Annotated in this window: 14 protein-coding genes and 2 pseudogenes; 13 read left to right on the plus strand and 3 right to left on the minus strand. The window is 40.7% G+C overall.

What is annotated here, in order from left to right; translation table 11 throughout:
* The first annotated feature begins 77 nt into the window (after window positions 1–77).
* The 4 genes from QTO06_RS14830 to QTO06_RS14845 all read left to right on the plus strand — a co-directional run bounded on the left by QTO06_RS14830 (window position 78) and on the right by QTO06_RS14845 (window position 5,846).
* Complete coding sequence (locus tag QTO06_RS14830; protein ID WP_331408701.1) at window positions 78–1,340, plus strand: DUF945 family protein; 1,263 nt, start codon at window positions 78–80, stop codon at window positions 1,338–1,340.
* Window positions 1,341–1,471: 131 nt separating this feature from the next.
* Window positions 1,472–2,566, plus strand: a complete 1,095-nt coding sequence (serC, locus tag QTO06_RS14835) for a 3-phosphoserine/phosphohydroxythreonine transaminase (protein WP_331408702.1) — start codon at window positions 1,472–1,474, stop codon at window positions 2,564–2,566.
* A gap of 233 nt (window positions 2,567–2,799) precedes the next feature.
* Window positions 2,800–3,903: a sugar ABC transporter substrate-binding protein gene (locus QTO06_RS14840; RefSeq protein WP_331408704.1), complete on the plus strand. Its 1,104-nt coding sequence runs from the start codon at window positions 2,800–2,802 to the stop codon at window positions 3,901–3,903.
* Window positions 3,900–5,846 (plus strand): diguanylate cyclase domain-containing protein, encoded by a 1,947-nt coding sequence (locus QTO06_RS14845; protein WP_331408705.1) that lies wholly within the window; start codon window positions 3,900–3,902, stop codon window positions 5,844–5,846. The genes QTO06_RS14840 and QTO06_RS14845 overlap by 4 nt, the downstream gene beginning before the upstream one ends.
* 69 nt (window positions 5,847–5,915) lie before the next feature.
* On the opposite strand, the gene QTO06_RS14850 is transcribed toward QTO06_RS14845, so the two are convergent.
* Window positions 5,916–6,302 carry a hypothetical protein gene (locus QTO06_RS14850; RefSeq protein WP_331408706.1) on the minus strand — a complete coding sequence of 129 codons (387 nt, stop codon included), beginning with the start codon at window positions 6,300–6,302 and terminating at the stop codon, window positions 5,916–5,918.
* An 841-nt stretch (window positions 6,303–7,143) separates the two neighbouring features.
* Between QTO06_RS14850 and QTO06_RS14855 the strand changes: the two genes are divergently transcribed.
* From QTO06_RS14855 to QTO06_RS14890, 8 genes are all read left to right on the plus strand, one after another.
* Window positions 7,144–7,704, plus strand: a complete 561-nt coding sequence (locus QTO06_RS14855) for a hypothetical protein (RefSeq protein ID WP_331408707.1) — start codon at window positions 7,144–7,146, stop codon at window positions 7,702–7,704.
* A 69-nt stretch (window positions 7,705–7,773) separates the two neighbouring features.
* A complete protein-coding gene (locus QTO06_RS14860; RefSeq protein ID WP_331408708.1) occupies window positions 7,774–8,304 on the plus strand; it encodes a hypothetical protein in 531 nt (176 codons plus the stop codon).
* 23 nt (window positions 8,305–8,327) lie between these two features.
* Window positions 8,328–11,117: a CS1-pili formation C-terminal domain-containing protein gene (locus QTO06_RS14865; protein WP_331408709.1), complete on the plus strand. Its 2,790-nt coding sequence runs from the start codon at window positions 8,328–8,330 to the stop codon at window positions 11,115–11,117.
* The gene (locus tag QTO06_RS14870) at window positions 11,117–11,815 is read left to right on the plus strand and encodes a hypothetical protein (protein WP_331408710.1); all 699 of its coding nucleotides are present in this window, start codon (window positions 11,117–11,119) and stop codon (window positions 11,813–11,815) included. Before QTO06_RS14865 ends, QTO06_RS14870 begins: the two co-directional genes overlap by 1 nt.
* The gene (locus QTO06_RS14875; protein ID WP_331408711.1) at window positions 11,796–12,911 is read left to right on the plus strand and encodes a hypothetical protein; all 1,116 of its coding nucleotides are present in this window, start codon (window positions 11,796–11,798) and stop codon (window positions 12,909–12,911) included. Before QTO06_RS14870 ends, QTO06_RS14875 begins: the two co-directional genes overlap by 20 nt.
* The gene (locus QTO06_RS14880) at window positions 12,908–13,654 is read left to right on the plus strand and encodes a LysM peptidoglycan-binding domain-containing protein (RefSeq protein ID WP_331408712.1); all 747 of its coding nucleotides are present in this window, start codon (window positions 12,908–12,910) and stop codon (window positions 13,652–13,654) included. The genes QTO06_RS14875 and QTO06_RS14880 overlap by 4 nt, the downstream gene beginning before the upstream one ends.
* A 200-nt stretch (window positions 13,655–13,854) precedes the next feature.
* Window positions 13,855–14,631, plus strand: a complete 777-nt coding sequence (locus tag QTO06_RS14885; RefSeq protein ID WP_331408713.1) for a hypothetical protein — start codon at window positions 13,855–13,857, stop codon at window positions 14,629–14,631.
* Between the two features lie 11 nt (window positions 14,632–14,642).
* Window positions 14,643–15,764, plus strand: a complete 1,122-nt coding sequence (locus tag QTO06_RS14890; protein ID WP_331408715.1) for a collagen-like protein — start codon at window positions 14,643–14,645, stop codon at window positions 15,762–15,764.
* A gap of 280 nt (window positions 15,765–16,044) precedes the next feature.
* Here QTO06_RS14890 and QTO06_RS14895 read toward each other — a convergent pair.
* A pseudogene (locus QTO06_RS14895) lies at window positions 16,045–16,444 on the minus strand (transposase); the annotation flags it as partial.
* A gap of 321 nt (window positions 16,445–16,765) precedes the next feature.
* Between QTO06_RS14895 and QTO06_RS14900 the strand changes: the two are divergent.
* Window positions 16,766–17,924 (plus strand): annotated as a pseudogene (locus QTO06_RS14900) (IS3 family transposase).
* 283 nt (window positions 17,925–18,207) lie between these two features.
* Here QTO06_RS14900 and QTO06_RS14905 read toward each other — a convergent pair.
* A complete protein-coding gene (locus tag QTO06_RS14905) occupies window positions 18,208–19,221 on the minus strand; it encodes a helix-turn-helix domain-containing protein (RefSeq protein WP_331408716.1) in 1,014 nt (337 codons plus the stop codon).
* Between the last annotated feature and the right edge of the window lie 337 nt (window positions 19,222–19,558).

Genomic DNA, 19,558 nt, shown 5'->3' on the forward strand with positions numbered 1-19,558 from the left:
ATAGTCTGATATATCTCAATGTTTTATCCGCTTTGGGTTTGGGTTAGACTGAGCACAAATACTCAATAAGTGACGTTATGGAAAATCTAAAAAAAATCGGTGCCATTGGTGGCGCTATTTCTCTTGCGCTATGTTGGCCGCTAGCGGTTGGTCAGATTGGTCAAACTATCATTGAAGATGGTATCGCCAACATGAACGATGAAATGGTCAAAGGTGAAATCGTGGAATATGACCGCGGTTACCTGTCTTCAGTCGTTCTGACGCGTTACACCGTTGTCGACCCAGAAATCAAAGCGCAGCTTGAGCGCGATGGTCTGCCGACTGCATTTGATGTAACCAGTGACGTGACTCATGGTTTAACAAGCCTAAGTGCTGACTCTAAATTGGTGGATGCGGACTTCTTACCGCTGACGATGCACAGCAAAACCCAGTTGAACGGCAACACCGATTTTACGTTGGATCTTGCAAGCTGGAATTACCAGAATGATGCTCAAGGTATGCACCTTTCTTCAAGCCCAGCTCAAGTGAAAGGTAATGTAACGGTACTGGGTGATTTGAACTACCAAGTGTCGATTCCTTCGGTACAAATTGATTTTGAAAATGGCGAAGAGATTCACCTAACAGAGCTAAAAGGTGAAGGCAAAGGTAAGCAAGCAAAAGGTTACTGGCTAGGTGAGCAGTCTTTCTCACTACAAAAGCTAGATATCGTAGATGCGCAACTTGCTCCTATGTTACTGATTGAGAACGCAAGCTACAGCGGCAATACTTCTCTCAACGAAGCGGGTGATAAGCTCAGCACGAAACTGGTGCTAGATGCGAAGCAAATGCGTTTAACAGATGGCACAGACGTTGATAACTTTAAGTTGGATTTTGCTATTGGCGGTGTTGACAGCAAATCTTTCGATGAAATCATGTCAATTTACCAAAGCTCGCCAATGCTGGATGAGCAAGAAGTTCAAAAACTATTGCCACACATTGATACGTTGTTTAGCAAAGGCTTCAACCTATCTGTGAATGAGTTGTCTTTGGCATTTGGTGAAGGCAAGTTCCGTAACGAATGGCAATTGTCTGTGCCTCAAGGTACTGACCACATCACTCAAGACCCAATGAAGTTGATGACGGCGACAAACGGTTCTCTAAACACTTACTTCTCGGATGAACTCGTGGATCTTTACCCATTCATTCAAGAAAGTGTCGATGAGCTGATGGTGATGGAGCTTATCCAGAAAAAAGACAAAGGTTATGAGTTAAAAGCGCAAATTTCTGATGGGAAATTGAAGTTCGAAAACGGACAAGAGTTTCCTTTAATCGCACTGCTTCTGCCAGCCTTGATGCAATAGAGAAGTTTACAAAGTAAGTTTTTAGCTTTTTCAGTTTAAAAAGAGGTCGTAAGACCTCTTTTGTTGTTTTTATCCCTGCAAAAACGTGATATTAATTTCGTAATCTTTACTTAGCAGGAGCAATGAGCATCATGGAACAAAATACGGACAACGTATTTAACTTCAGTGCAGGGCCGGCAGGTCTGCCAAAAGCAGTCATGCAGCAAGCACAAAAGGAGCTAATCAACTGGCAAGGTCTTGGTACTTCAGTGATGGAAATCAGTCACCGAAGTAAAGAGTTCATCAAGGTTGCGGAAGAAGCAGAGCAAGACCTTCGTGATCTTCTGAACATCCCAGACAACTACAAAGTACTGTTTTGCCAAGGTGGTGCTCGTGCTCAATTTGCCGCTGTTCCACTTAACCTTTTAGGCGATGCGGAAACTGCGACTTATATTGATGGCGGTTACTGGGCGGAAAGCGCAGTAGCAGAAGCGAAAAAGTACTGTGAACCAGACGTCTTCAATGCAAAGACTGTCATCGACGGCAAAGCAGCTGTATTGCCAGCGGCAGAATGGAAAATTTCTCCTGACGCGGCTTACGTGCATTTCTGCCCGAACGAAACCATTGACGGTATCGAAATTAACGATATGCCAGTAACGGACAAACCAATCGTTGCTGATATGTCTTCAACCATTCTTTCTCGTCAAATCGACGTCTCAAAATACGGCGTGATTTACGCGGGCGCGCAGAAGAATATTGGTCCTTCAGGTATCGCTATTGCGATCGTTCGTGATGATCTGCTTGGTCTAGCGAAAGAAGTACTCCCAAGCATTTTGGATTACAAAGTGTTGGCAGAGAAAGAGTCAATGTTCAACACGCCACCGACGTTTGCTTGGTACCTATCTGGCCTCGTATTCAAGTGGCTGAAAGAACAAGGCGGCGTAAAAGCGATTGAACAAGTAAACCGTGATAAAGCCGCGCTGCTTTACGATTACATTGACCAATCAGACTTCTACCGTAATGGTGTGTATTCAGCGAACCGTTCTCTAATGAACGTACCATTCCAACTTGCTAAGCCTGAGCTAGACGGAACGTTCTTAGAATTAGCAGACGCGAAAGGTCTGAAAGCGCTAAAAGGTCACCGCGCAGTTGGCGGTATGCGTGCGTCTATCTACAATGCGATGCCACTAGAAGGCGTGCAAGCCCTTGTCGACTTTATGCGAGAGTTCGAGCAAGAATACGCTTAATCGCGACCTGTGATACAATCCTTCAAAGCGTCGCATTAGCGGCGCTTTTTACTTTCTGCAGGATCGCTATTTTCTAATGGAAGCACACGCACATTTCCAAATGGCGATTTTGAACAACCATCCGCTGTTCGCTATCTTTGTAACATTATCAATTTTCGAGAAATCTAGTGAGAAACCTCTGTCTGACATTTCTGCTTTGCTTATCTTCCTTTGCAAATGCACAAGAGATCCAAGTGTGGAGCGGTATTGAGTACTCAACCGTTGCTGAGATCCAAGAGCGTTTTGAGGCAGAGACGGGCAACAAGCTAGCTATTCGTGAGTTTGACGTAAACAACATTCGCTCAGAGCTGTTATTAGCGAAACAGACAGGGATTACGGTACCTGATGTGATTTGGGTGCCTTCAGATTTTCTGGGGCTACACGATTATTTTGACTTGGCTAAAATCCCTTCGAGCTGGATTGATGAAGAGAGTATTGAGCCTAAAGCACTAGAACTGGTTACGGTTGATGGTGCAATCTATGGCGTGCCTCTTGGTTTAGGCAATCACCTTGTGTTGTATGTGAACACCAAGCTCACCAAAGATCTCAAACCGACGTGGGAAGAGTTGCTCGAAGAAGCTGCGCAGGGAAGAACGACGCTTGCGATGCAATATCCGAATATGTATTTTTTGATGTCGTTTGTTCCAATGTTTTCTGACCTTCGTTCTAAACCGGTTACAGACATTGACGTTGGTGCTTTAGCTGCTGCGCTGAAGTTCTATGGTGAGCTTCCTGTCGTGGGCGTTTTAAAAGGCGAATACGGCCAAGATCAGGCACGACAGCAGTTTATCGATGGTGAAGTGGCGTACTTAATTGATGGTGACTGGGCGCTAGGGGAGCTCAAACAACACTTTTCAAAAGAGCTGAAAATCAGCGCCTTGCCGACTTACAACAACCATCACATGCATTCGTTAAGTGGTGGCAAAGTGCTGGCTTTTAATGCTGAAGCAATGGCAAACCCGGACAAGCGCCAAGCCATGCGAACCCTAGCGACGATTGTACAGAAACCTGAATTCATCGAAGACGTTATCATCAACCAGAACCTGATTTCGACCAACCGCTCAATCAATCGCAAATGGTACGACGCAGACAGCACTTACTACAGCGATCTCTATACTCAATTGAATCCTGCTTATGTTATGCCGAGTACCGTCGAAATGGCAGTGACATGGGAAGCGTTGATTCGTGGCTACAAACGTTTTCGCGCAAGCATGCCTGCTGAATCCGCAGCTGAGTTTGTGGTGGAATTCATCAAAAAGCACTCTCAGCATATCCATAAACGTAGGAAGTCATCATGATAAGTTTACGTAACATCCTAACTTTGATTGTGGTGCTAGGCTCTTTGCTTCCTGCTTATTGGGTCGGTACCAGTATGATCGAAAAACACCAAGAAGATCTGCTGGTGGAGAAAGAGCTCAAGCTTGTTAATACCAATCAAGGTATCAAGAAAACAGTGACGGAAGATCTGACGTTCGTCGCGAACTTAACACGTTGGTACTCCAAAGACCGCTTGTTGGTTCAAGGCATGGATAACGTGCTGTATTCGAGTATCATCTGGCAGATGATCGAAACATTTGAAGAATTGACCGTTAACGTCAGTACCACCTATATCATCGACAAAAACTGGCAGCCAATGTACGAAAGCAATGGTTCCGTTTACCACTTAGAAACCAGCAAACTGCTTAACAAAATACGCGCTGCTAGCGATGTTTATAAGCAGGGTAAAATGTTCCACACCACTTACTTTGATGAAGAGCTAGTCTTGGAGGGGGGACAAAGTGGTATTGCCTTCGTTAGTCCGCTTTTGCCGTATACGCTGTTGCCTGGTTCAGAGTATGAGCCGCAAGGTTATTTGGTGGTGCTGGTTTCATACCAAGATTTGATTCGTATCTCTCAACCTTTTCTCTATGCGCAAGAGAGCGTGAACTTCCATTATGGTGACATCAACAAGCTAAAGACGGATAACTCTCGCCATGTGAGTGAGATAGAGGTGAACAACAGTAGCTTTGTAGAGCCGCTTGAAATTACTATGGTGCACACTGTTTCTGACGCCGTTCGCAACCAAGATCTTATGCGCTCGAAGCAACAGCTACTCAATATTATTATCGCGACGCTCATCGTGACTCTGTGCTTTGCAATCGTTGCAAGCCGTTGGTTGACTCAACCTATCAGGAAAATGGAGCGGGTGGTACGTAGCTTTAAAAACAGCAAGCGTCCGGATCTTCAACCTAAGCAGTTCCAGTTTAAAGAGTTTAGGCAGTTGATGAGATTGCTCGACTCGTTGTGGTTGCAATTGACCAACCACATGGATGAATTGGAGATCAGAAACCAAGCACTGCGAAAGGCAAACCTGCAAGTCCAAGAAACCAACGCACAGTTAGCGAACTTTAACCAAGAGCTAGAGCATCGCGTTGATGAACAAACGGCAGAGTTACGTGCGAACTTGACCCGAGAAGAAGCGCACCAAGCTAAATTGATGACCTTGATTAATTTCACCACGAGTCATGCTGGTATTGGTTATCATGCTATCCCAGGAGTGATTAACTCTGGGTTGAATCGTCTGATACCAAGCTCAGATATGCGGTTCAGCTTCGTGCGACCAATAGGGATGAAAACCAAAACTATGCGTGCATCGACTGGAGTTGTGGTTGGTTACTTCGATTACGGGCAATATGAGATGAATGAAGAAGAGCGTATTCTTATCGAACTGTTTAAGAAGCAATTGTACTCATGGCTTGAGTTAGAAGACTTTGCTCGTAGAGATAAGCTATCAAATTGTTTGAATCGAAAAGCATTCGATGAAGATTATGAATTCGCTTGTCAGTCTGTTGCTGATGGTAGTTGGCAGTCTGTAGCGGTAATTATCATTGATATTAATGGTTTAAAAGCCATGAATGATAATTATGGTCATGACCGCGGTGACCTGCTGATTTCAAAATCTACGCAATTGATCAAGTCAGTATTAAAAGAAGAACATTCTCTGTACCGAATTGGTGGTGACGAGTTTGCGGTTATTGCAAAAGGTTTAAATCACATAACGCTTGAGGAGTTAACCTCAGAGTTAGAAACAGTGCAAGTCGATAAATGGATTCATCTTTCTGAAAACTATCGCCACCCAGTTAAGTTCTCTGTCGGGGGAGCATCTAGTGATATTGAACCATTAAGCGATCTTATCTCTGTCGCAGATCAGAATATGTACATTAGAAAACGGGACTTTTATCGTACTTCCCGTTTTGATTGATGTAAGCATTCCGATACCTAAAAAAGCCTTCCAAGGTACTCTGAAATGGAAGGCTTTCTTATATGGGCTTTACCGTAGATGTAAGGTTAATGGCTTTGAAACAGAAATTGCCTTAATAGGAGAGGCGTCATCCAGTGGATAGGAAATGTTTGAACTAATAATTCCAGCATTGTAAAGGCAGTAGACAATATCTAATTTTATATTGCTGTGCTCTAACTCAACTCCTGTCAAGACCGTACCACAGTCGGCAACCTGAGCTAAGTTGACAGCCTTTTGTAGTGAAATGCTAAGTAATCTATCTTCAGAGTCATAGCTAAATGCCCGAACTACAAAGTCATCGACATCTAGAAGAGAATTGTTGTCTTCATCGGTATTTAAGAAAATAGGATTGACTTTATCTCTATATCGAATGGCAATAGTTCCTGACAATACAAATGGATAGCGAATTTTCTTCATATAAAAGTCCTAGTTAAAGTTACGTATCACCCACTAACTTATGATTGTATTGAATTGAACTACTTTTGAGATAGCATTTATAAAACAAAAAGCATCTGATTTGCTAAATATGTAGCAGGTGTTTGTCTCCCAACAAAGTGTTGTTGTTATTGAGTCGAACGTGTTGCCCAATCGATAAGGTACACATCAAGGCTTTTATCCCATATTCAGAGTGTTTTCATTTATTCAAGTTTAAAGAAAATATGAGGGTGAGTATCCTCCCTCAAGGTTGTTTGACGGTGCTATTTCGTTAAAAAGAATTGGCTTCAGTAGCAAGCTCCTAAAGTAGGAGTTTCCTTTGGCTCACATGGCTTTAGGGGAACTTTTGATTTGCGCCATTAGATCTTAAAATTTTCAGCTCAATTGACGAAACTAAGATCTTTACCACTCATTTAGCTCCTTCTTTCATGCCAATTAATATTAAGGTGTCGTTTTCTTAATGCAGGATTTGCTTCTATAAAAATGAATAAAGTAAGTGGGCTTGAAGTATTTAATTATAAAAAGTTATGCAGGAACTAAAAAATACATTCCATATAACTGCCCGAAATCTGTTGTTATAAATTAAACAACACCAATCAGCAGAACCTTTCTGATAATAAGCTTTTTTGTTTTTTAATTGGAACTTAAATAAAGGAAAAGTTTTGACTTAACGCATAGACATTACTCATAGGCATACATATTGGGATCAAATTTTCATTTGCCTACGGAACAGGAAATGAAGTTATTAATATGTGCCCTGTAGACGAGAACAACTTGTCTTAACCATAAAAAAGTTAGATTCAATTTAAAGGATATTTTAGTTATGAAAAAGTTAGCACTAGCAACTCTTATCGCGGCAACAACTCTATCTTCTACAGCGTTTGCAGCTTCTGGCGACCAAGCAGCTGCAACAGCTACATTTAGCGGTTGGGTTACTGGTTCAGTAACTCCTGTAGGTGAACTTATCGTAACAGGTGCAGCGGGTTCGATTGACCCTACAGCATTCATGGCAGAACTAGACGTTGCTGAGGATGGTACATTTGCGGCTAAAAAAGCGATTATATTGGAATCTCACGCATACGACCAAGCGACTAAAGCTATTGGCGCACTTACAGATGCAAGCTGGGTTGTACAACAAGTTCGTGTAGCTGGTGATATCCCTGCTTCTGCAATTACAGAGATCAGCAACTCAATTAAGGTTCAGGACGTGCTGGGTAACACAGTTCTAGATGCGTCATCTGCTCCAATTGCAAATGCTGAACTTGCTACTAATGCACAAACAGTTCAACTAAAAGTGCTTAACGAAACAGCACTAACTGGTGGCAACCTAACTCCTGGCGCAAATGTTTCAGTTGGTGTGGACATCGTTGCTACTGAAATCTAATATAAATTAGTTGATTAGCATAGTATAAGGGGTGCGATAACGCGCCCCTTTTAGGATAAAGGAAGAGTGATGGCAAAACATAAAATAATATTGACTTTATCTTTGGTTGTTTCTATGCCGTGTAGTTTCATGGGCAGTGCTGCCGAGACGTTGATATTTCCGGTTTCAACCACAATAAACAAAGCATTGCTTTCAAACTATAGTATTACTACTTCTCTGAATCGTAGTTATGTTCCACTTACTTATGATGCGGACAATGAAAAGTTTCTAGATGAAGATATTTATGTAACAAACCAAACCAACATACCTGACAGCGAGGCTGAAACGTATAAATATAATTATTTCATAGATGAATTTGTATCTCAGTGTGAAAGTGATACGGATGTTTATTACCAAAACTTTATGGAACTTTATATTAATGACGTAAAGTTTGAGAGCAATGAACAACTGGATACTCCGTTTTCCCTAACCGGGCTTGATGGAAATAGTTTTAAAAACGCAACAGACAAGTTCACGCTAAAGACAGGAATAGCTATCCCAAAAGATAAGCCTGTCTACTGTCATGGTCATGTAAATTATGTAGTTGAGTTATTTTTATGAGTTTTCTGAGGTTTATGTTTGGTATGAATACAACATATATACCGCCGGTACTGTTGCTTGCGCTGACTAGCCAAGCCGTGGCAAGTAAGGATGTGCCCGAAGGTTTCGAAGAATTTTATCAACAGCAAGAGTTAGTTTTAGAGCTAGTACTTGCAGCGGATAAAACTAAGCGCTTTAAGATTAGTGCTTTGGTTGCAGGTGATAACGTTTCTGTAGCTCCTGATAAGATGCAGGAACTAAATGAAGTGCTGGTAGATAAGTTTGGTGTCAATTCAAGTCTCGCTGAACAGATCGAAGAAAACTTAACTCAAGGTGTTGATTCAAGTTATGAGTGTCAGGGCTTTCGTAGTGAGTGTGGTTTGATCCCAGAAGCGTATGACTTTGTTTATGACCCTGAACAACAGACACTTTATTTGCATGTGAACTCAGAATATTTAAGTAGTGTTGAATCTCGCACTAATGGCGAATTTATTCGTGAAAGCTATGCTGAGACCGCGTTGATCACTGCACATTCATTGAACATATCTTCTAATGCTCAAGATTATGAGCGTAGCAATTCATATAAAACAAAAGCAAACTACCAAAATATCTCAGTATTGGGTTTGCAAGAGTATGGCCACCTATACTCAGATATTGCATTTGATACGGACTTAGGTTTTAGCGGTAAAGATATCTCATATAATTATATCAATAAAGATAAGAAACTATCTGTAGGTTATAAGTATAATGATAGTGCTTGGAATAACACGTCCTTTTTAAATGACAATTTAGTCTCTGGCTATATGGTTCAGTTTGGTAATTCTGACGATCTGAAAAAAGACCAAGAAAGCAATCGTCGGATTTACTTTAACGTACCTAGAGCTGGGCGCTTAGAAGTTACAGATGAAATTGGCCGTTTCTTAGTCAGTAAAAACGTGGAAATGGGTCAGAGCTACATTAGCTATAATGATTTACCTACAGGTACATACACAATTACCGTACGTGTATACGATGGTAATGAAGATGTGTATCGTCAAAACTTCCTTGTCCGAAATAACAACAAGTCCTACAAAGGGCGCTTAGATTACATGTTAACTGGCGGCTATTTATCACGTGACTTGATTAATACAAAAGATGATAGAAGCAGTTTGGATGAGTATCAAAAATATGATTCACCTGCTTTTGTTAACGGTCGTGCGACTCTATCACTGAGCGATAGTATTAAAGTCGGTGGCGGGGGTTTAGTTACGGCAAAAGATAATTTTGCTTATACAGGTGCAGAAGTTGATTTAGGTTCGCGATCGAACTTGGCTCTTACACTTGGCCGCTTTGACAATGACGATATACTTTTCAGTGCAGATGCATACCTGAATCGTTTTTCATTTACTTATGAAAAGTATGAAAAAGAAGAGAGAAACAATAGTGACGATGTTCATTTATCTGATGTTGTGAGTTTAGGAAGTGCAGATAGAGAAACGATGAGTGCCAACTTCAATTACAATCTCACAAATTCAATCTCTTACATTGCCTCTGCCGTAAAGAGCAAATACAAGAGTGTTTCTAGTGAAGTGCTTCCGAGTAATGAGTTCGACAATACAACGATTAAGAATGCGCTGTACTTTTCTAACTTGCCTCTTCGAGCAACAATGAACATTCAACATGACTATATCATGAACGATGACAGAGAAGACGAACAACAAATTTTCCTAAACCTTTCTGTTCCACTCGGTGACGAAGGCCGTACAACATATACTCATAGCAGTGGCGGCTTATTAGGTGATTCAAGTACGATTCGTCATAATGACAGTATTTCAACTGACTTAGTATCGCAAGCAAACGCCAATGTTAACCTAACTTTAGGCGCACAATACACGCAGGAAGACAGCCAAGAGAACTTGTATGATGCATCGCTTGCAGCTAACTATAACAATGATGTAATGAGTTCTAATGCGTACGCTTATGTTAACTCTGACGGCTCAGCATCGATATCTGGTTATGTTGGTAGTAACACCATTATTACGAACGATGACATTATATTAACGAGAGAGAAAGCCAAGTCTTACTTTATTAGTAGCAACCAAACTGGTCTGGAATTTGATGAAAACAACTCATTCTTGGCAGTTGTTGACTCAAACGTCAACGATCAAAATGGTAAAGCTTATGCTATTTCTAAAACTAAGAAGGCATTTCCTCTAAAAGACTACAAAGAATATGGGTTTAATTTAGATACAAGTGCATCTGATTTTTATAATTCAGGTGAGAGCCACGCGAGTGCGTCAAGTTATCCAGGGACTGTGATTAAACTTACAACAGCACTTGGTGAAGTTAAGTCATTTATATCAACATTTAGTGATATTGACGGTAAGCCAGTAAATAACGTTGAATGTGTAGGATTAGGCTGTGTATCTACGGATGAATTAACCGAAGGTGTTTATCAGTTCCGAGTGAAAACAGAGCAGGACTACAGAATTATCTCGTATAGTGATCAGTGTGTTATCCCATCTCTTGCTCGTGCTGAAAATATGAATTTAGGCAACAACTTCTGTATGCCTCCGTTTGAAGAAACATTAGATGGCCACCAAATTGCTTACAATGATTTGGGTGAAGTTTACTACTATATTGGTCGATTCCTGGGGGAAGAGGTAATCAATGATTACTCTAAGAGGCTCGGAGATGCGAATATAGATGTTATTACCAAAAAGACTGACGATTATACCTATTTATTCTTGAAAACGACTTCTCTTCTTGTAGATCGTCGTAAAGAATATGTAGCCGAACTAATGTCATATGCTATTAAAGATGAATCAACACCATATGCTTCTGTAGGAGAATAATGATGAAAAAATTACTAGCTGTATGTTCTATGTTATTACCACTTACTTCGAGTGCGTTTACTGTGGATAACATGATCTTGGTTGCGAATCAGGATAATAATGGTGTTTTAACTATAACAAGTAACTCAAAAGAGCCAGAGTATATTAAAGGCTTTATCAATAAAATTGATATTGTTGATGGTGAAATTAAAAAAGTAAAGTTAACCAAAGATAATTTACCTTTATGGGACTTAGCTTTAATTCCAAATAAGGTTATTTTAAATCCAGGCGAACGACGTCGACTGTCAATGAAAAACTTGTGCAAGAAAAACTGTGAAATTGGCAAGGATAGAATGTATCAAGTTGTTTTATTGCCCACTACAAAAGACGAAGAAGAGGAAAGCTCGGTAGGTATTAACTTTGGATATGCTCCAGTATTTATCATCCCAACATCAAACCCTGAGATTGATTACAGCTTTTCATTTAAAAATGGGAAGTTACATGTGAACAACAAAAGTAATACCATGCTTTATGTGCAAATTGATAATTGTACAGAGAACTTAACTAAAAACTGTAGCGAAAGTTACACTGTTGTTTCAGGAAGAATTAAGGACTTCGAGGTTCCGGCAGGTGTTAAAAAAGCGGATTCACTGAAGCTCCGAATTGCCAGCCATGATTATTCTTACAATGAGGTTGAGTATGTTAAAGCAAGTAACTAAGGGCGTATTTCTAAGTGCATTGTTGCTGCCAACCTTTAGCTTTGCAGCCGAGTTTCATGGGATGTTAGGAACACAAGGTGATGTTCGATGGACGAATGCCACAAAGGACCCAAGGTTTTATTATGAAAGCATTAGCCCGACAGCTTGGTCACTTGCTAACGAGTTAACGACATCAGAATGGTACCCTGGTACCTTTGCTAACAATATGTCCTATGAGATTACGTTCAGTGATTTTGCGGGTAATGAATTTAAAACTGAACTCGGGTTGTGGGGAATCGGTTACCGTTTGGGAAGTAGCTCATCTTACTTTTATGGTATAGGAGAAGGAAGCCAAGAGAGTGTTGCTCCTGGTTATTTTCCTGATTGCTTCGGTGGTAACTCGGAAGAAAATATTTCAGCATCAATTGAGCATACTGCTGATAATGGTTGCGTTTCTTCTGCTGGTTTTAAGACGCGTTCTGGTGAGAGAGTTGAGCCCTTTAAGTTTTATCGCCCAAGTATTACCTTAAATAATTTAGTGGATGACATTCAGGGGCAACCAGAAGGTAGATATACAGCATCATTAACCACTTACCCTGTTTATTTTCGTACCTCCCAAAGTGGTGTGCTTACAAAAACTCAGATGGTTGAGCCTATTATCATAACGATTGATTATGCGCCAGCAGAGCTAACAGCTGTAAACCTCGTTTCTGGTGATGGTGTTATGGAGCCCGTTTATAACAAAGCGGATCAACGTATTACGGGTCAGACCGAATATGAAGTTGAAATGCTTGGTACGCTTCCAAGTGGTGCTATCATGAATTTTACTGAATACAATCAAACGTATGAAATGGTCAGCAGTACTGAGGCGAGCGTAAAGGTGCCATATTCTATAACTTGTATTCAAGGGTGTGTTAATGCAGACAAAGAAATTGTTAAAGATGGTGTATTCAATACGGCTTCATTTACTAATGGCAACGTAATTTCAGAGTCGACACCTGATGGTGGCAACTCTGTGAGAGCAAAATATCAGATAAGCTACGATGTTTCAGGCGATGATGTAATTAGCTCGGACTACAGTGGTCAATTTACCGTTATGTATGAGGTTAATTTGTGAAGATACTTGAAAACTTATCGTCCCCTTTGTTATTCGCTGTATTAGCGGTTTCCTTTTCTTCTCAAGCTGAGGAGGGGGAAGATCTTACCTTTGGGATTGGTGCAAATTATCACTATAACATCCAGGGTGATTACTACGACGATGCTGTTGGTCTATATGGGATTGCAGGTTACGGAAGCTTTCAAGCCCACTTGGGTGCGAAGAGGTTTGTCGAAAGTCAAACAGGTGCTGAAAAGTACATCTCTGATCTATCCCTGCTTTATAAGATTTATGAAGATGAAGGCTGGCGCTTAAACATAGGGCTTGGGCTGGAAAAAACATCGCCGACGATAGATTACTTGGTTCAGTACAAGCTGGCTTCTAGTGTGAATATTAATGCTGGTCTAAGTCAGGTTTTGAGTGAAGATTATATTGATAATTACACAGAGGTGTTGTTCGGGGTGTCCTATGCTTTTGGTGAACACTCTACTGAAAGTGCCCTCAATGATGAAGTTATTGAAGTTAGGCCGTCAGATACCGAAGATGATTTGAATAACTTCGAGGCTTCCAAAGGCAGCCAACAAGAGAAGCCAGATCAGGACGGGCCTAAATTAGCTAATCCTTATGTTGTGGTCGAGGGAGATTGGTTAATTAAAATAAACAAAAGATATAAAGCAAATCTTCAAGAAGTTATCGAGAATAACAAAATATCTAACCCTAATTTAATTTATCCTAAACAAGAGATATACTTTTACTTTGATTAGAGAGTGTTAACTTTAATTTAAAGCCATTGCGTTGTGCAATGGCTTTTTTTTATTGCTTTATTTAGGCATTTTTAATAGCTTGAAAAATCAATATGCTAATAATCGATTGTTTTAGTGTTGATATTATTTGTCTGCCTTATCTGATTGACTTAGATAAAGCTATTAAAATAAGTTAGCCAATAATATTAAGGATATATGCAATGTTTAATTTGAGTAAAACTACTCTGGTTACATTGGGAAGTATCTCTTCTATTTTTCCTATTTCTATAGCTGCTATGAACCTGGAGGTTAATCCAGTGGATCATAATCAGCTAGTTGGAAAAATTGATGGTGAGGTAGTAATTAACTATTCAAAAGAAGGTTATTATCAAGCCTTCTATTGGGAGTTGCTTTCCAATCAAGAGGGTGCATCAAAATTTGGTGAAAATGAAGCTCGGATCGATATTACCGAACTCCCTCTAGATGCGCATGCAGTTCGGTTCTGTCTTGAGGGTGGAACTACTACTTCAGTCAGTTGCTCAGCTTGGCACTCGACCAAGAGTTCAGGGTATCTTGATGTCGCGGGCACCAATGGTGGCAAACTTACCATTGATTTTGAGAACAAGGGAGCCCTTCATGTGGGCACTTATTTAAAAGCGTCAGCAAAATTTCTAACCGAAGGCTCTGAATTGGGTTTTGCAAATATGACGCTGGGTATTCACAATCAAGATGATGACCGACTTGCTTATAGAGTTTCCCGTAGTCAGGAAGCAATCATTAATACCTTTTCTCCTTTAGGAGAAGAGAGTACCTCAGTTAAGGCGTGTGCAACGGTAAAATATACATCCGGAGATGTTTCAGACACTGTTTGTACACCACTGTACTCAACTGCAGTAAAAGAAAGATATCAAGGTGTGAGTATTCACACCGGTAATGAAACCATCGATCTATATGATAGAAACTACAAAAGTAATTACGTTATAAGTATTTTAAATTAAAGGATAAACTCATGATTAATAATAAGCTAAGTGTATTTTCTCTATCATTGTTAAGTTTAAGTGTAGCTTCTTCTTTTGTTTCTACGTCTGTGAACTCTGCTACTGAGGTCGTTTCTGAACAACCACATGTACTAAATGTTAATGTTTTTGATACTGAATTAAGTCAACCTATATATGATGGTATTTACCAAGTCGAGGTAGTGATTCTTGATAAATCATCTAGTGCAAATATTGGGGAAGTTTACACTACATGTGAATTTTTAAATGGTAGTTGTGGCATTACCATTAACAACGATGATCTTAATTCAGGTTACACATTGAATGACTTGGCGAATGCTTCATTTTTAATAAAAGTACCACAGCTGTTAGACGATCACACGATCACGCATGATGTTCAGCCTGTACTTTATGCTCGTGTAGCTGAATATGCACAGAATATTGCCGGTAATATCAGCCCAGATTCAGTTGATACTCAATCTATTCTTATTAACGGCTCAGAGGTTATTAATCAGGATGGTGAATGGGTAGGTAATACTGCTGGCTTGGAGGGCCCTAAAGGTGATACAGGTCCTGCTGGTGCAGATGGTGCTCAAGGCCCTAAAGGTGATACAGGTCCTGCTGGTGCTCAAGGCCCTAAGGGCGATAAAGGCGATAAAGGCGATAAAGGCGATACAGGTGCCCGCGGCGCTCAAGGTCCTAAAGGTGATACTGGCCTTCAAGGTCCAAGCGGTGATTTAGGCACCGTATGTGGCCATGCATGGTCTTCGGACCCATTCTTTAGAGGTTTGCCTATCGCTCTTAACACTGAAGGGCTCCCAAAGGCAATGACTCTAGAGTTTGTTGGCCGGGATAGTCTGGAGGCGAAGGACTTTTATTTCAAAGTGTTCTTTAACAGCTATTATTCTCATGACGAAGGTATAGAAGATGTCGTATTGATAAGCTCGTCCATTCCTGACCTGCAAATCACCGAGGTACATCCGGGTAAGGTTCCTAGCTTTAAGTTTAATAAGCAAGGTGATCTAACATTTAAATTCCACCCTAAGGGCTCAGGGAAAGATACCTCATATGATGTTGAGTGGGAAAGAAATGGTTCAGGATGGCTACAAGGCTGTTTTAAATCATTCGATTTCTAACCTATTTACAGATATGATCTGAGACTAAAAAAGCCAGTAGTTTTTGCTATTGGCTTTTTATGGTTTATTGAAAAACAAGAACTCTAGTGTGTTTGTCGACAATAAGCTAAATGGCAAAGGAGTGATTGTTGTTATCTAATTCGAAGGTAATGTATAACTCAACTCAACTCAACTCAACTCAACTCAACGTGTCAACATACTATTTGCTGTGAAATTTGCAATCAATGATATGGCAATTTACTGGTAAGCTAAAATTTGTATTCTGTTATTGCTTATTGTCGGAAATGGACATGACTTTACGGCGTTTCTGTTTCAGTAAGTTCGGAAGGGCTTCTGCATCGGTAAACATTGGATAAACTTAGTTCCGCCGAGACAATTTCGTGAATACTAGTGTCGATTGTTAAATGAAGTTTTCTCCAACCCCTACGCTTCCTATCAGTATCATGCTTCTCGACCTGCCATTCACCTTCGCCCTAAACCTTGAGCCCCGACGCACCAATGGTTAGATACTATACCGCTCCTCTAGTTTTGGTTTTAAATGAAACCTCAACTTTCTTGGCTCGACGACTTATACAGGTGTCATGTGTGTAAACTAGCGGGACTCCCGCCAATTTAAGTAATGAGTCTATAAATCCTTGCATTGCTCTCAATGGCATAGAGAAAACTCGTTTCATCATCAGTTCAAAGTAATTCGAGCCTCTGGTGACTACCTTATACTTGTGTATAGAAAATGGTAACACCGTACGATGTGAGCTCGTAAAAGTAGAGTACGAAGCTAGCTTATGAACAAATCGTAATCTGTACTCCATCAACTGGAGTTTGGTGCGGTGGTTTCAATGAGTTTCGCTCGGTTCGAAGCAGGGATACTTAGTTAGCATATTTGTCGTTGGGTGATCTCTATAGGGTAAACTTAATGGCGAGCTAGCTTTGTAGTGGTACGGTGAATTTGGCCACCTGATTAGAGGTTTTAAGATACACCTCATAACATGACAGGTGAAACTATGACCAAGCGTACCAGACGCACTCTCAGTGCGGAATTCAAACTCGAAGCAACGCAACTTGTTCTCGACCAAAACTGCACTGTTGTTGAAGCCACAAAAGCCATGGGTGTGGGTAAATCGACAATGGATAAGTGGGTAAGGCAGCTCAAGCAAGAAAAAATGGGAGTAGCACCTCAAGCCTCACCAATGACACCAGAGCAAATTGAGATACGAGAGCTGAAGAAGAAACTTGCACGCCTTAGAAGAACACAATGAAATATTAAAAAAGGCTACAGCTCTCTTGATGTCGGACTCACTGAACAACTCTCGATAATCGAGAAACTCAGGCAGAGCTTTAACGTAACAACACTGTGTCATGTGTTCAGTGTCCACCGCAGCAGTTACAAATACTGGCGTTGTCGCCCTAAGCATGTTTCTCCAGAGTTGGTGAAGCTAAAAGTCTTATTAAAGAAGTTCATACGGCAAGCAACGGCTCTGCGGGTGCGAGAAGCATTGCCGACATGGTGACAGCTCAAGGTATAAAACTGACACGTTATCGAGCTTCTAAGATAATGAAATTATTAGGGCTGGTAAGCTGTCAAGCACCGAAGCACCGATATCGAAAGGCATCACAAGAGCACGTAGAGCTCCCAAACCATCTGTCTCGACAATTTGCCGTTACCGCTCCCAACCAAGTCTTATATCTGGACGGGACAACGCTGGATGTATCTTGCTGTTGTCATCGACCTGTTCGCGAGAAAGCCAATTGGTTGGGCGGTGTCAGTCTCGCCTGATAGTAAGTTGACAGGGAAAGCACTCTCTATGGCGTTTGAATCACGAGGTAAGCCCAGAAGCGTGATGTTCCACAGCGACCAAGGAAGTCATTACACAGTCGTTCTATCGGCAACTGTTGTGGTGTTATCAAATCAAGCAAAGCTTATCTAGGCGAGGTAATTGCTGGGACAACAGTCCTATGGAACGGTTCTTCAGAAGCCTAAAGACAGAATGGATACCAGTGTCGGGTTATCGGAGTTTTAACGAAGCAAGGGAACATATAACTCGATACATCATGGGCTGCTACAGCCAACTCAGGCCACATCAATATAATGGTGGTTTGACACCCAATGAGTCTAAACGACTGTATTGGGAAAACTCTAAAACCGTGGCCAATTTTAGTTGACCACTACAGGGAATAGAGGGAAAGGGTTTAAGAATTCATTCCAAGGTTGTTAGTATAGTCGTCGTATATTTCATCAAAGACTTTGGTGATATTGTATTACTCAGAGTACGAGTTGCTAGGACAAGGGGCCTATAGGGGTCTGGAAGTCTCGAGTCTGAGCATGTGCTGCCAATGGCGTACTTGACCCCAACCTAAGTAAAGAGATAAATCAACTTTCCAAAAAGTGGACGCTCAGGCAGACTCCTATAGTTATATGGCTCCTGCCTAATTCGGCTATAACAAATTAGCTTACGCAATTAGAGTAGTCTTTGCAGGTTCCACATTGCTTTGTTCTGCATATCCCACAGCGAGTCAATAAATAAAGAAATTCCGGCTGAGAAAATAGTTCACTGGTTTCGATATACATGATTGCTCTGTTGTAACGTCGAGAACCCACTTTAATGGCACCAACAGGGCTTTCTTCTTCATATGCAACAACGGTAAAGCCCATTTTTAACATGATATCTACAGAGCTTTTTAGGGTAACACTCGTATAGTAGTGATGGAAATTCGCATTCTGAGCTAGAAAAGTAAATTCGGTATGCAATTGCATGCGGAATGCTCGTTCGTTTTTAGAATGCTGACTAATGGCATAGTACGCGAAATTACCTTTTTCTTTTAACGGCTTTGTGTTTCTGAGATCGATAGAATCAACAGGCAGTTTAGCGGCTTTAATGCGCTGAATTTCACTCTCTAGCCCAGTATCAGTAAAAAATACACCGATATTGTGACCAACAAGTTCTCCGTCTGAGTAGTATTTATAAACAAAAGCTCTGTTATCTTTGTGGTACTCGACCAAATCGATGATACTGAGATTATGCGTCACGTCAGCACGTGTAACTTGTTTGTGGAAGTTGTTAAGGTTTGTAATGAAATCTTGTTCGTTGCTAGTGCTTAGAGCTTCTTCAATAATTTCTTTATATTCCGTTGGGCGAAAACTGTAATAATCGATCCCAGATACGATAGTTGTTGTATCTTGGTACCTCTGCTTTAGTGTAAGCTCAAACCTATCGATCTCATCTTTTAACGGGTGACCATCGGTTAAACTGCAAAGGTAGGGATAAAGGTTGTTCTCGAAAGCCCTAAGCACACGAACTCGGCGGCTGAGGCTGGGCTGAGTTATCCCTCTTTCCCAGCGACTAAAAGTAACGCAGTCAATATTTGTTAAATCGCCGCCCATAAGGTTGAGCTTAATAGCAGCTTGCTCCTGAGTTAGTCCCAATGCAGTTCTTATCGATTTCAAATAGTTCCCGAACACTTTACATCCCCCTTTTTACTGAGACTGCCTACAAACTAGTAGTGGTCTTGCTAACTTCAATAACTATTAAATTAAGTAATTCACTATCCAATCGCTTTGTAGAAACTAGGATTTAATTTCTGTATTTTTTATTAATGGCTTTCGCGTGTTGGTAGTTTTTTGGTATAAGGTTCTATATAACACTCATAAAAATTGTAATAGAAATCGTATTATGATTAGGGAAATGTAAGGAGGCATTTCTATGTTTTTGTAAATATTAAATGCCTATGATAACTCTTGTCGTTGTTTTATTAGGCAGTGAACGCTACCTAAAACTACTCAATCTTCGGAGAAAATG

It is taken from the genome of Vibrio sp. M260121 (assembly GCF_036533715.1).
Classification (GTDB): domain Bacteria; phylum Pseudomonadota; class Gammaproteobacteria; order Enterobacterales; family Vibrionaceae; genus Vibrio.

Excerpts from the sequence above, each read along its gene's own strand:
- QTO06_RS14830 (WP_331408701.1), top strand. The coding sequence starts at position 78 with ATGGAAAATCTAAAAAAAATCGGTGCCATTGGTGGCGCTATTTCTCTT.
- serC (WP_331408702.1), top strand. The coding sequence starts at position 1,472 with ATGGAACAAAATACGGACAACGTATTTAACTTCAGTGCAGGGCCGGCA.
- QTO06_RS14845 (WP_331408705.1), top strand. The coding sequence starts at position 3,900 with ATGATAAGTTTACGTAACATCCTAACTTTGATTGTGGTGCTAGGCTCT.
- QTO06_RS14850 (WP_331408706.1), bottom strand. The coding sequence starts at position 6,302 with ATGAAGAAAATTCGCTATCCATTTGTATTGTCAGGAACTATTGCCATT.
- QTO06_RS14855 (WP_331408707.1), top strand. The coding sequence starts at position 7,144 with ATGAAAAAGTTAGCACTAGCAACTCTTATCGCGGCAACAACTCTATCT.
- QTO06_RS14860 (WP_331408708.1), top strand. The coding sequence starts at position 7,774 with ATGGCAAAACATAAAATAATATTGACTTTATCTTTGGTTGTTTCTATG.
- QTO06_RS14865 (WP_331408709.1), top strand. The coding sequence starts at position 8,328 with ATGAATACAACATATATACCGCCGGTACTGTTGCTTGCGCTGACTAGC.
- QTO06_RS14870 (WP_331408710.1), top strand. The coding sequence starts at position 11,117 with ATGATGAAAAAATTACTAGCTGTATGTTCTATGTTATTACCACTTACT.
- QTO06_RS14875 (WP_331408711.1), top strand. The coding sequence starts at position 11,796 with ATGTTAAAGCAAGTAACTAAGGGCGTATTTCTAAGTGCATTGTTGCTG.
- QTO06_RS14885 (WP_331408713.1), top strand. The coding sequence starts at position 13,855 with ATGTTTAATTTGAGTAAAACTACTCTGGTTACATTGGGAAGTATCTCT.
- QTO06_RS14890 (WP_331408715.1), top strand. The coding sequence starts at position 14,643 with ATGATTAATAATAAGCTAAGTGTATTTTCTCTATCATTGTTAAGTTTA.